Source organism: Streptomyces peucetius, assembly GCF_025854275.1.
Classification (GTDB): domain Bacteria; phylum Actinomycetota; class Actinomycetes; order Streptomycetales; family Streptomycetaceae; genus Streptomyces; species Streptomyces peucetius_A.
The window spans coordinates 6,314,661-6,326,255 of sequence record NZ_CP107567.1 but is presented as its reverse complement, the minus strand read 5'-3'; the positions used below and the strand labels follow the sequence as shown (position 1 = coordinate 6,326,255).

Annotated in this window: 9 protein-coding genes; 3 read left to right on the top strand and 6 right to left on the bottom strand. The window is 73.8% G+C overall.

The annotated features are described in order from the left end of the window. Positions 1–89: 89 nt before the first annotated feature. Positions 90–683 (top strand): peptidase inhibitor family I36 protein, encoded by a 594-nt coding sequence (locus OGH68_RS28740; RefSeq protein ID WP_264247917.1) that lies wholly within the window; start codon positions 90–92, stop codon positions 681–683. A gap of 80 nt (positions 684–763) precedes the next feature. Here the strand turns inward: OGH68_RS28740 and OGH68_RS28735 are convergent, their stop codons facing one another. Beyond that, a complete protein-coding gene (locus tag OGH68_RS28735; RefSeq protein WP_264247916.1) occupies positions 764–2,992 on the bottom strand; it encodes a glycoside hydrolase family 9 protein in 2,229 nt (742 codons plus the stop codon). Positions 2,993–3,493: 501 nt separating this feature from the next. Between OGH68_RS28735 and OGH68_RS28730 the strand changes: the two genes are divergently transcribed. Further along, positions 3,494–4,906, top strand: a complete 1,413-nt coding sequence (locus OGH68_RS28730) for a GH1 family beta-glucosidase (protein WP_264247915.1) — start codon at positions 3,494–3,496, stop codon at positions 4,904–4,906. 217 nt (positions 4,907–5,123) lie between these two features. Here OGH68_RS28730 and OGH68_RS28725 read toward each other — a convergent pair whose 3' ends face one another. After that, positions 5,124–5,948: an SDR family oxidoreductase gene (locus OGH68_RS28725; RefSeq protein ID WP_264247914.1), complete on the bottom strand. Its 825-nt coding sequence runs from the start codon at positions 5,946–5,948 to the stop codon at positions 5,124–5,126. Continuing rightward, entirely contained in the window at positions 5,939–6,685 is a 747-nt protein-coding gene (locus OGH68_RS28720) for an SDR family oxidoreductase (protein ID WP_264247913.1), read from the bottom strand. Before OGH68_RS28720 ends, OGH68_RS28725 begins: the two co-directional genes overlap by 10 nt. A 428-nt stretch (positions 6,686–7,113) precedes the next feature. Between OGH68_RS28720 and OGH68_RS28715 the strand changes: the two genes are divergently transcribed. Further along, entirely contained in the window at positions 7,114–8,376 is a 1,263-nt protein-coding gene (locus OGH68_RS28715; RefSeq protein ID WP_413471131.1) for an MFS transporter, read from the top strand. Here the strand turns inward: OGH68_RS28715 and OGH68_RS28710 are convergent. Genes OGH68_RS28710 through OGH68_RS28700 form a run of 3 tightly spaced genes read right to left on the bottom strand, consistent with a single transcriptional unit; the run spans position 8,349 to position 11,481 of the window. Next, positions 8,349–9,386, bottom strand: coding sequence for a glycosyltransferase family 9 protein (locus tag OGH68_RS28710; protein ID WP_264247912.1), 1,038 nt, complete (start codon positions 9,384–9,386; stop codon positions 8,349–8,351). The genes OGH68_RS28715 and OGH68_RS28710 overlap by 28 nt on opposite strands. Positions 9,387–9,406: 20 nt before the next feature. Continuing rightward, a complete protein-coding gene (gene rfaE2 / locus OGH68_RS28705; protein ID WP_264247911.1) occupies positions 9,407–10,819 on the bottom strand; it encodes a D-glycero-beta-D-manno-heptose 1-phosphate adenylyltransferase in 1,413 nt (470 codons plus the stop codon). After that, on the bottom strand, positions 10,816–11,481 hold the full coding sequence (locus OGH68_RS28700; RefSeq protein WP_264247910.1) for an SIS domain-containing protein: 666 nt from the start codon (positions 11,479–11,481) through the stop codon (positions 10,816–10,818). Before OGH68_RS28700 ends, rfaE2 begins: the two co-directional genes overlap by 4 nt. Positions 11,482–11,595: the final 114 nt, after the last annotated feature.

Genomic DNA, 11,595 nt, shown 5'->3' with positions numbered 1-11,595 from the left:
GCCGGACAGGACTCGGGGCGGAGAGGCGATGACCTCGGGGTCCACAACGCTCCACCCCGGAGTTCCACGACGGAAGGGACACGATTCCTGTGCGTACGAGAACAAAGCTGGCGGGCGCTCTTTCTGCGGGCGCCCTGGCCGTCCTCGGCATGGCCGGTCCGACCTCCGCCTCGACCACGCTCGAGAGCACGATCGCGGCCCAGGCGGAGCGGGCCGGCCTCGACCGGAGCGAGGTGGCCGGTCTGCAGAAGCAGATCGACCAGCAGATGGCCTTCACCCCGGGCGGCAAACAGATCGGCGTCAACCAGGTCGCCTGGCGTGACGGCAAGACGATCATGACGTTCCCGCTGCCGGGCGAGAAGCAGGCCCGCGCCGTCGACGAGGCCGTCGGGACGCTCGGTACGGCCAACTGCAGCTACACCTGGACCTGTCTCTACGAGCACGCGAACTACGACGGCCGTCGACTGACCTGGCAGGACTGTGCCTTCAACGACCTCTCCGACTGGGGCTTCCACGACAAGACGTCGTCCTGGCACAACAACCAGACCAGCGGGACCGTGACCAAGGTCTACAACTGGACCGGCAGCTACTGGTCCCAGATCTGGTCCTCCAGCGCTCCGGCGAGGGACTCCTATGTCGGCAGCTCCGACAACGACAAGGCGGACGGCATCCGGGTCTGCTGACTCCGACGCCGGCCTTCCGGGGCGACCGGGGCCGCCGCCGCATCCCGCGGCGGCGGCCCCGGGCCGGGCCGGGCGGGTCGTCAGCGCCCGTAGACCTGCAGCTCGTGGAGCGAGATGCCGTACGGGGTGGCACGGGTCTGGCCGAGCAGCCGGACGTAGCGGCCCTGGCCGGAGACGTCGAGCGACTGGGTGCCGCCCGTGCCGACGGCCGTGGCGTACAGGTCGGTCCAGGTCCGGAAGCCGGGGTCGTCGGAGATCTGCACCCGGAACGACCTGGCGTACGCCGCCTCCCACTTGAGCACCACACGGGAGACGGAACGGGACGCCCCCAGGTCGACGTTGATCCACTGGTTGTCCTGGAAGGCGCTGCTCCAGCGGGTGTCGTCACGACCGTCGACGGCGTTGTGCGGGGTGAGCCGGCCGTTCTCCGCCGAGGACGCCCAGGCGGGCCTGCCCTGGGAGAGCAGCGTGGCACCGGGCTCAGGATCGCCGGTGGTCAGCCGGTCCGCGGTGCGGTCCAGATACGTCGCCGTCCACACGAGCGGCGCGTTCCAGTTGATGGTGTTCTCCTTTGATCCCCAGGCGTCCGGCGCGGTGTCGGGTCCCGCGTAGGACTTCGCGGCCGGCCTGTCGGTGGGCGTGGCCGGGTCGTTGATGTTCTCGTTGTTGGGGCCCCCGGACAGCCAGCCCTTCGGATACGGGGTGGCGGGGTACGCGCCCCAGGCGAGCCGGTCGTGCAGATCGGACTCCGCGTGCTCGCCGTAGCCGGTCACATAGGACAGCCGCATGGCGTTGGTGCCCATCAGGTAGTCCATGCCGCGGTGCATGGCCTTCAGGTACCGGACGTCGTCGGTCAGGTCGTGGGCGGTGCCCAGGAGCAGCATCCGGTTGACGATGAACGAGTTGGAACCCCACGGGTACTTCGCGGAACCGGGGATGAGGGCCGGGTAGCCCTCGCCGTTCAGGGTGGTGACGACCGTGTCGGCGAACGCCGTCAGGTTGCCGCGCATCCTGGCGGTGTCGGCGGCGGGCAGGTCCGCGTCGACGGTGAGCAGGGAGAGCGTGCCCGCGGTGGCGACCTCGGCCCAGTCGAACTGCCCGACCTGGCCGTAGTGCGGCGAGCCGGTGACGGCCGCGCGGTAGCCGGCGGCCGCGCCGTCGGACCGCTGGTGGGCGGTGAGGTAGAGCTCGGCCGCGGCGGCGTAGCGGTCGTCGCTGTTCCTGGTGTCCGGGTAGTCGCCGCCGCCCTCCGCGTCCGAGTCGGTCGCGTAGTCGACGTCGGGCTGCGCCTCCGCGCGCTGCCAGGCGGTCCTGGCGCTCGCCCAGAGCGCGTCGGCCCGTGCGGGGGCGTACTGCCGCAGCACGCGGGCGAGTTGGGCGTTGGTGCGGGCCACGGCGTAGGTGGCGTTGGTGGACGGCGGCATCGCCGAGCGGGCGAGGGCGTTCTCCGCGTCGATGTCGGTGACGGGGAACGCGCTCCAGGTGTGGTTGTGCACCTTGTGGGAGGCGAGACCGGTGGAGGGCAGCATCCCGGACATGAACCGTGAGCCGTACTCGACCTCGTCGAGAATGTCCGGCCGGCCGTTGCCGCGCTCCGGGAGGGACAGGCTGCTGTCGCCGTACGCGGCGGGGTCCCGTTCGTAGAGGTTGAGCAGGGTCCACGCGGAGATGGCGTGGTTGACCGGGTAGATGCCGAAGTCACCGGCGTCGGCCCAGGAGCCGGCCACATTCAGCCGCTCACCGCCGCACCAGTTGTCGTAGCAGGGCACGGACGCGTCGCCGGGGTGGAGCGCGGCGTGGGCGTGGGCGCCGCTCTGGAGGTACCGGCCCTCGACGGGCGTGCCCATCCGGTGGAAGTAGAAGTACTGCATGCCCTCGCGTCCCAGCTCCGGGTAGAGGGCCGTGTTCTGGATGGCGAAGGGCACGCTCGTACCGGCCCCGTCGACGGTGAGGCGGTAGTCGCCGGGACGGGTGACGGACGAGAAGTCGGCCTGGTGCACATGGTCGCCGGAAGCGCGGTCGTCGCCGTACACGCGGGTGGTGCCGGAGGCGACCAGGGCGCCCGCCCCGGCGTCACGCAGCTGCCAGGCGAGCGGCGTGGTGGAACCGGCCACGACGGTGGCGACCTTGTCGGCCGCGGTGAGATAGCCGATCTGGTTGACCCGGACCGGGCTGGGGTCGCTGTCGGCCGCCGCGGGCGAGGCGCCCAGGGCGGGGGTGAAAAGGCCGGCGGTGAGCACGGTGGCCATGGCGACCGCCGCACGGGGGCGGGCACGGCGGCGTGTGCGGGAACGGACGGCGCGGAGCATCGTACGGGCCTCCTGGGTGGGGGACGGAAGCGAACGCGTGCGGGCGGGCTGGGCGCGATGCGTACGGAGCAAGCGGTGCAGCGGCCGACGGGAGCGCTCCCATTCTGAGCCGTCGCCGACCGGGTCAGGACGGTCGACCGGCACAGAGGCGGGAGCGCTCCCACAACAGCGGCACGGCCCGGTCGGGCTTTCCCGACCGCCGTGCCCTGAGGGCAGGACGGAGCGAGCCCCACTGGTGCGGCACCGCGGACCAATGAAGCGGTTCCCGCGGCCCGTGTCAATGACCGCGACAGAACCGCGGGCCCTTGACAACCCGCGCCGGCTGACCGAATCTCATGGGAGCGCTCCCATTCCCGTGACGCGGTTCTGGTCTTCCGCCTGCCCCGCCGCAGAGCTGCCGGTCGTCGGAGCGGGAGCGCTCTCAGCAGCTACACCACGCTCGTGCCCGGCCGCTGCGGGCCCTCGGCCCGCCGCCGGCGATCGACCGATCAGAGGATGACGATGACCGCAGAGAACGATCCGGTTCCCGCAGCGCTCGCGCGCCGGCCGGCCGCAGCCGCCTTCCCGCCGGGATTCCTGTGGGGGGTGGCGACCTCCGCGTACCAGATCGAGGGCGCGGTGGGCCGCGACGGCCGTGGAGCGTCGATCTGGGACACGTTCTCGCACACTCCGGGCAAGGTGGCGAACGGCCACAACGGCGATGTGGCCGCCGACCACTACGACCGGTACGAGCAGGACGTGGCCCTGATGTCCGAACTGGGCGTGGGCGGTTACCGCTTCTCCGTCGCCTGGCCGCGCATCCAGCCGGACGGGCGCGGCCCGGCCGACGCACGCGGCCTCGACTTCTACCGCAGGCTGGTCGACTCCCTGCTGGAGAAGGGCATCCAGCCCGCGCTCACGCTCTACCACTGGGATCTCCCCCAGGCCCTGGAGGACGAGGGCGGCTGGCGCAGCCGGGACACCGCGTTCCGTTTCGCCGAGTACGCGCAGCTGGTCAGCGAGGCACTCGGCGACCGCGTGAAGCTCTGGGGCACCCTCAACGAGCCGTGGTGCGCGGCCTTCCTCGGCTACGGCAACGGCATCCACGCACCCGGCGCGGTCGACCCGGCCGGCTCGCTGCGCGCCGCCCACCACCTGCTGCTCGGGCACGGCCTCGCGGTCCCCGCGATCCGCGCGGCGGCACCGGACGCCGAGGTCGGGATCACGCTCAACTTCTACCCGGTGGCCGCCGACTCGGAGACCACCGCGGACCTGGACGCCGCCCACCGCATCGACCTGCTGCAGAACCGCCTCTTCCTGGACCCGGTGATGGAGGGCTCCTATCCGGCGGATGTCCGTGAGCACTTCGAGCGGCTGTGCGGCACCGACCACATCGAGACGGCCGACGAGAAGATCATCGGGGCGCCGGTCGACTTCCTCGGCGTCAACTACTACACCTCCTACCGGGTCGCCGGAGGCGGCGAGCCGGACGGGCCCTCCCCCTGGCCGGGCGCGGAGGACGTGCGCTTCATCGACCGGGGTCTCCCCCGCACCGGCATCGGCTGGGAGATCGACGCCGACGGTCTGCGCCGCCAGCTGGTGCGCATCCACCAGGACCACCCGGGGCTGAAGATGTACATCACCGAGAACGGCGCCGCCTTCGACGACACCGTCGAGGCCGACGGCCGGATCGAGGACACGGACCGCACCGCGTACGTCGAGGGTCATCTGCGCGCCGTGCACCGGGCCATCGAGGAGGGCGCCGACGTCCGGGGCTACTTCCTGTGGTCGCTGCTCGACAACTTCGAATGGGCGGAGGGCTACGGGATGCGCTTCGGCGTCGTCCGGGTGGACTTCGAGACCCAGCAGCGCACCCCGAAACACAGCGCCCTCTGGTACGGGGGCGTGGCCCTCGCCAACGCCCTCCCCGGCTGACGGCGGAAAGCCCCCTGACGAGGCCGCTCCCGCACGAGGGGGCGGGAGCGGTCCTCATCCCCCCGGCCCGCCCGTCCTCATGGCGCGGGCCGGCGCAGGCGCAGCTCACGGCCCGGCTCCGCCCGAGGCTCCGGCTTCGGCTGGGTCTCTGGGACGCAGCTCACGGCCCCGGCCCGGCACGCAGGCCCTCGTGGGCGGTGTCCGGGCGGCTCCCGTCTCAGGGCCGGCGCCAGGAGTCGTCCGTGAGGTGGGAGCCCGCCATGGGCCCCATGCGCAGCATCCCGCCGTCGACGGACCACGACGCCCCGGTGACGTACCCGGCGTCCGGGCCGGCGAGGAAGGCGATCACGGCGGCGACCTCCCGTGCGTCCCCGGGGCGGCGCATCGGGATGCCGGGGCGCTCCGCGGCTCTGGGGTCCTCGTCCTCCTGGCCAGTCATGGGCGTCGCGATCTCCCCCGGCGCGACGGAGTTGACGGTGATGCCGTGCTCGGCGAGCTCGAGCGCCATCACCTGGGTGAGCAGACCGAGGCCGCCCTTGGCCGCGCAGTAGGGTGCGGCGCCGACCCGGGGCTGGTGCTCGTGGACCGAGGTGACGTTGACGATCCGGCCTCCTTCCCCCTGCTCGATCATCCGGCGGGCGGCGCGCTGGCCGCACAGGAACGGCCCGACGAGGTCCACGTCCACGACCTGCCTGACCATGCCGAGGTCCAGGTCGAGGAACGGTGTGGCCGTGCCGGTCCCCGCGTTGTTGACGAGCACGTCGAGCCGGCCCAGCTCGCCCGCGAGCCGGTCGATCACCTCTGCGGCGTCCGGGAGGACGGTGAGGTCCATGTGGGCGACGGCCGCACGTCGCCCCCGGGCGCGTACCTCCTCCGCCGTGGCCTCCGCCCCCTCCCGGTCGGTGTGGAAGGTGATGCCGATGTCCATGCCGGCCGCGGCGAGGCGGACCGCGGTGGCCCGTCCGATGCCGGAGTCCGAGCCGGTGACGACGGCCACGCGGGCCTGCCCGTCCCGTCCCGGGCCGGTGGGCGTCACGGCCATGAGGGTTCCTTCCTCGGTACGACGACCAGCTCGGAGACGGCGCTGGTGTCCGGGACGGACAGGGCGTAGAGGACGGTGTCGGCCACGATGTCGGGGCTCTGGAGCATCTCGAGGTCGGCGTCCGGGAAGCGCTCGAGGATGAACGGCGTGGCCATGCCGCCCGCGATGATGCCGGTGACACCGATCCCCGGGCAGTCGCGCTGCGCCTCCTGGAACAGCGTGTGGGTGAAGGCGCGCAGACCGGACTTGCCCGCGGCGTACGGTCCGGCCTCCGTCCAGGTGCGGTTCGCGGCGGTGGAGAGGATGTTCACGATGTGACCCCCGCCACGGGCGACCATGCGCCGGTAGGTCTCCAGACAGAGGTACATCGGACCGAGCAGGTTGGTGGTGACCACCCGGGTCACTTCCTCGGCCGTCAGGTGCTCGATGGGCTTGGAGACGTCGACGGCCGCGTTGTTGACGAGGATGTCGATGTGACCCCCGTCCTCCTCCAGCTCCCGGAAGACGTCCGACACCGCGGCCGCGTCCCGTACATCCATGGCCACGAAGTCCGCTTTGCCCCCGTCTGCCGCGAGTTGCTCGCACAGCTTCTCCGCCAGGTCCCGGCGCACGTCCGCGACGAGCACGGACGCGCCGGCCGCCGCGAGTCTGCGGGTGATGGAGGCTCCCAGTCCGCGCGCGCCGCCGGTCACCAGGGCTTGCCTGCCGTCGAGGTCCACCTGCACTCCGCCGTTCAATGCTCTGCCTTCCTTCGGTGCCTTCGTGCCTTCTCACTGTGACCTGCGCAACTGGGGACGGCACTTGGGGGCGTGGGCCGTCCGGCCGGGTCCGGTGCCTGTGAGCAAGCCCACCAGAAGTGCGCGATCCCAGTCGCCCCAAGGGTTCGGGTGTCCTGCGAGGCCCGGGGCAGACAGCGGCGGAAGTACTTGTCGAGAACCGTCTGCCACGATGGTCAGCGCCATTCAGGTGGAGCGGCCGTGCAGTGCAGCCGGCGTCGCAAGCTTCCACCGCGTTCCGCCACATGGGTCCCTCGGGGGCTCGTCACCCGAGTGATCTCACCGTGCCTGTTTCCTCTTCCGCTGCCCCTGCCGCCTCCGCTTCCGGCCGCCTCGCGCGTCGCCTGCTGGGCGACAACTCGCCCTGGCGCTGCTTCAAGTACCCGAGCATGCGCTGGTGGTCCGTCGCGAACTTCGTGTCCAACGCCGGTACTTGGATGCAGCTCACCGTGCAGAACCTGCTGGTGCTCCAGATCACCGGCTCGGCCGCCGCGACCGGACTGTCGATGTCGGTGCAGGCGGCACCGGGCCTGCTGATGAGCCTCGCGGGCGGCGCCGCCGTCGACCGCTGGCCCCGCAAGCTGACCGCCGCGGTCAGCCAGGCGCTGCTCGGCGCCGTCGCCTTCCTGACGGCGTTCCTCGTGGCGATGGACCAGCTGAACCTCGGCGTCCTGATGGCACTGGCCGCTGTGACGGGCGTCATCGCCACCGTCGACGGCCCCGCCTGCTCCCTGCTCGGCAACGACCTCGTCCGCACCGAGGACGTGCCCTCCGCGATCGGCGTCGGCTCGCTGGTGCACAACGCCGGGCGGCTGGTGGGCGCGGGGCTCGCCGGTGTGACCGTCGGTTTCTTCGGCACCGCCGCCGCCTACGCGGCCAACGGTGTCTCCTTCCTCTTCGTCACCGCCGTCATCCCCTTCCTCCGGCCGGTGGCCCAGGCGGTGCGCGCCCGCTCCGAGCGCCCGGCGGAGTCCGCCGACGCGTCCGCTGCCAACGGCACGGACATGAGCATGCGCGAGGGCCTGACGTACTTCGCGCGCAGGCCGCGGCTGGTCGCGCTCGCCGGCATCACGGGGCTCAGCGCCGTTTTCGGACGCAACTACCAGCTCACCCTCGCCGTGCTCGTCGTCGGACCGCTCGCGGGCGGCGCCGGGGCGTTCGGCACCGTCTCGACCGTGCTGGCCGTCGGCGGCATCCTCGGCGCGGTGTTCGGGGCCCGGCTGCGCAGGCCATCGGTGCGGCTCGTGGGCATGCTGGCGGCGGCCGGCGGTGTGCTGCAGATCGTCGCGGGCCTGTCGCCGTCGCTCGCCGTGCTGCTGGTCGTCGTGCTGCCGATGGCCCTCGTGGAGTCGGTCTCCGACACCGCCGGGACGACCGTGCTGCAGACCGATCCGCCGCCGCACCTGCGGGGCCGTGTCCTGGGTGTCTGGGGCAGCGTCAGGACGGTGTGGGGCCTCGCCGGGCCGCCTGCGCTGGGCCTGCTCATGGAGCTTGCCGGGGCGCGCGGCGCCCTGGTCACCGGCGGGCTGCTGATCGCGGGCGCGATCGGGACCGGATACGTCCTGCGGGAACGCCGGGCCACGAAGCCGGTGGTCGTCCGGACCGAGGAACCCGCACTGGCCGGTCAGCCGGCGCTGGGCACCGCGGCCTGAGCAGGGCGCGCCCCGGCCGCTGTCCCGGTCGGGGGCAGTGCGCGTACGGCGTCCAGCACCTCCTCGACGGTGATGCGCAGCAGCCGCTCGTCGGGCCGGTCGCCGTGGGCGTCGCCGGGGCGGGGCGCGTCGTCGGCGTCGGGGTGCCACAGCACCCGGTGGTACGGCCGGGGCGGCGGCCCCCACAGTCGGGGCGCCACGGGACCGAACAGCGTGACGGACGGGGTGCCGAGGGCCGTCGCCAGATGGGCGATGCCGGTGTCCCCCGCCACCACGCAGCGGGCCCCGGCCACGAGCGCCATCAGCACGTCGAACGGCACGTCCCCGCCCGTCCCGCCGATGACCGCGTCCTGCGCCAGTTCCGCCCGGCCCGCCACCGACGAGGCGAGCCGTCCCTCCGCCGCACCGGCCGTGACGACCACCCGGTGACCGGCGCGGCTCAGCGCCCGCGCCACGGCGGCGAACCGCTCGGCGGGCCAGCAGCGGGCCGCGGCGTCCGCGCCCGGATGCAGCACGACGGCGCCCGGCGCGGGCGAGGCCACGGCCGGCGCGGGGACGGCCAGGTCGGCGGGGTCGGCGGGCAGCCCGTACCGCTCGAGCAGCCGGCACCAGCGGTCCCGTTCGTGTTCGTCGTCCCGCCACTCGGGCGCGTCCGGCTGCGCGTAGGCGTACAGGCGGCGCGGGCAGAGCCGGGCGAGCGGCCGGCGGCTCTCGGGGCCGCTGCCGTGCAGATCGACGGCGAGGTCGGGTGCGGGGCCCGCCCAGGCGAGCGCGGCGGGCACGGCCCGGCCGGGGGCGGCGGCCGGCAGCAGCCGGTCGACCAGCCCGGTCGCCGCGGCCGCTGCCGCGAGCCGCGCGGGCGCGGCGAGCACGAGCTCGTGCGCGGGCCGCCCGCGCCGCAGGGCACGGAGCGCGGGGACGGCGGTCAGCAGGTCCCCCAGCCCCAGGGCCCGCAGCACCAGGATCCGCGGGCGGCCGGTGCCGCCCGGATACTCCGCGCTCGGGGTCATCACGGTCTCCTTCCGGCGGATCAGTGCGCAGCGGTCCGTGCGGCGGCCTGGGCCTGGGCGGCGCGGCGGGCCAGCAGGGTGGTGGAACGGCCGTCGAGGTAGGGCAGTACGACGGCCTGCCCGCCCCAGGCGCGTACGACGTCGGCCTCGGGGAGTTCCTCGACGGCGTAGTCGCCGCCCTTCACCCACACATCCGGCCGCAGGCGGTTCAGCAGCGCGATCGGGGTGTCCTCCTCGAAGACGGCGACGGCGTCGACACTGCCGAGACCGGCGAGCACCCGGATCCGGTCGTGCACCGGGGTGAGCGGGCGGCCCGGGCCCTTGCGGCGGGTGATCGACTCGTCGGAGTTCACGCACACGATGAGGCAGTCCCCGATGCGCCTGGCGCTCTCCAGCAGCCCGACGTGGCCGGCGTGCAGCAGGTCGAAGCAGCCGCCGGTGGCGACCACCGTGCCGCCGCGCGCCCGGACGCGTTCCGCCAGGGCGAACGGGTCGTTCTCGGCGGCCCGTACCGGGCGGGCCGGGCCGGCCGTGCGCCACAGTCCCGGGTTGCCCGCCCCGCCGGCCGCCACGAACGCCGCGGCACGGGCGACGGCCCGCTGCACCGCCTCCTCCGGCAGGGCGCCGTCCGCCAGCTCGGTGGCCGTCGCCGCAGCGAAACAGTCACCGGCGCCGCAGGTGTCGCCGTCCGCGCGGTACGGGGCGGGCACCAGCATCGGTGTCCCGTCGCCGGGCCGGGTCAGCAGGACGCCGCGGTCGCCGAGCGTGACGGCGACGGCCGCCGCCCGCCAGCGCTCCGCGAGTTCCCGGCCGTGCTCGGCGAAGTCCCGCAGCGACCGGCCCGCCCCGGCTGCCGGCTGCGCCGTCAGGGACGAGACCTCCGCCGCGTTGGGGGTGACGATCCGGGCGCCCGGCACGGGCGTGTCACCTCTGGGGTGCGGGTCCCACACCAGGGGCACCCGGCGGGCGGCGGCGACCAACTGCTCCCGTACGGCGCCGACCGTGTGGCGGCCGTAGTCGGCGACGAGGACGGTGTGCGCCCCGGCCAGCGCGTCGCGCACCGCGTCACCCGGTTCGCCGGGCGTGCCGCCGCCGCGGTCGATCCGTACGAGCGGGCGGCCGCCCGCCATGACCCGGGTCTTGACCGGCAGGGTGCCGTTCATCGGCACCTCCACGAGCCGGACCCTGCCGTGCAGCGCACGCCGTACGGCCTCGCTGGCGGCGTCGTCGCCGAGCGCGGTGACCAGGACCACGTCCCGGCCGGACCGGGCCGCCAGGACCGCGGCGAGTCCGGCGCCGCCGGGGCGGCGCAGCTGGCTCCGTACGTCCACGACCGGCGCGGGGGCGTCCGGGGCGAGCCGGTCGGCGACGCCGTCGATGTCCTCGTCCAGCAGGACGTCCCCGACGACGACCAGCGGTCCTCGGGCAGTCATGACATCCTCCGGCGGACGACGGCGGCCTGGGTCGCGGCCGCTCCCGGGGCACGCCGCACGACCGGCGCGGGCGCCTCGGTCGCCTTGGTCGCCAGGTCGAAGACCTCGCAGAGCAGATGGACGGCGACGAGGTGTGCCTCCTGCACGGTCGCGGTGGAGCCGGCGTCGACGCACAGCGTCTCGTCGGCTGCCTCGGCCAGCGGGTTGGGGCCGGGTCCGGTCATCGCCCACACCCGCAGCCCCGCGGCCCGTCCCGTCCTGGCCGCGCTGATCAGATTGGGGCTGCCGCCGGACGTGGACAGCAGGACGAGGACGTCACCGGGGCGGCCGTGCGCCTCGACCTGCCGGGCGAACACCTGGTCGAAACCGTAGTCGTTGCCGATGGCGGTCACGCTGGACGTTTCCGAGTGCAGCGCGATGGCCGAGTGGGCGGGCCGTTCGTCCCGGTAGCGGCCGACGAGTTCCGCGGTCAGGTGCTGTGCCTGGGCCGCGCTGCCGCCGTTCCCCGCGGCCAGCAGCCTGCCGCCGACGGAGAGTACCGCGGCGAGGTGGCCGCCCCATGCGGTGATCTGTCCCAGGTTCTGCCGGCGGAACCGGACGAGGGCGTCCTGGAGCGACTGGCAGTGCCGGTGCGCGGCCTCGCTTGCAAGGGCTTCGTTCATGCTGGTCGGGGCGTGCCGTGCGTCCCGGGGGACGGTGGCCGTTCCCGCACCTCCTTCGAAACGTCGGTGCTGCGCGGTCTCGTTGGCAGGGGGGCGGTCGTGTCTCCGGGGGCC

What these genes read in the sequence shown, in the direction of transcription:
- OGH68_RS28735 (WP_264247916.1), bottom strand. Translation starts at nt 2,992, where the DNA reads ATGCTCCGCGCCGTCCGTTCCCGCACACGCCGCCGTGCCCGCCCCCGT.
- rfaE2 (WP_264247911.1), bottom strand. Translation starts at nt 10,819, where the DNA reads ATGACTGCCCGAGGACCGCTGGTCGTCGTCGGGGACGTCCTGCTGGAC.
- OGH68_RS28725 (WP_264247914.1), bottom strand. Translation starts at nt 5,948, where the DNA reads ATGGCCGTGACGCCCACCGGCCCGGGACGGGACGGGCAGGCCCGCGTG.
- OGH68_RS28730 (WP_264247915.1), top strand. Translation starts at nt 3,494, where the DNA reads ATGACCGCAGAGAACGATCCGGTTCCCGCAGCGCTCGCGCGCCGGCCG.
- OGH68_RS28710 (WP_264247912.1), bottom strand. Translation starts at nt 9,386, where the DNA reads ATGACCCCGAGCGCGGAGTATCCGGGCGGCACCGGCCGCCCGCGGATC.
- OGH68_RS28700 (WP_264247910.1), bottom strand. Translation starts at nt 11,481, where the DNA reads ATGAACGAAGCCCTTGCAAGCGAGGCCGCGCACCGGCACTGCCAGTCG.
- OGH68_RS28715 (WP_413471131.1), top strand. Translation starts at nt 7,114, where the DNA reads ATGCGCTGGTGGTCCGTCGCGAACTTCGTGTCCAACGCCGGTACTTGG.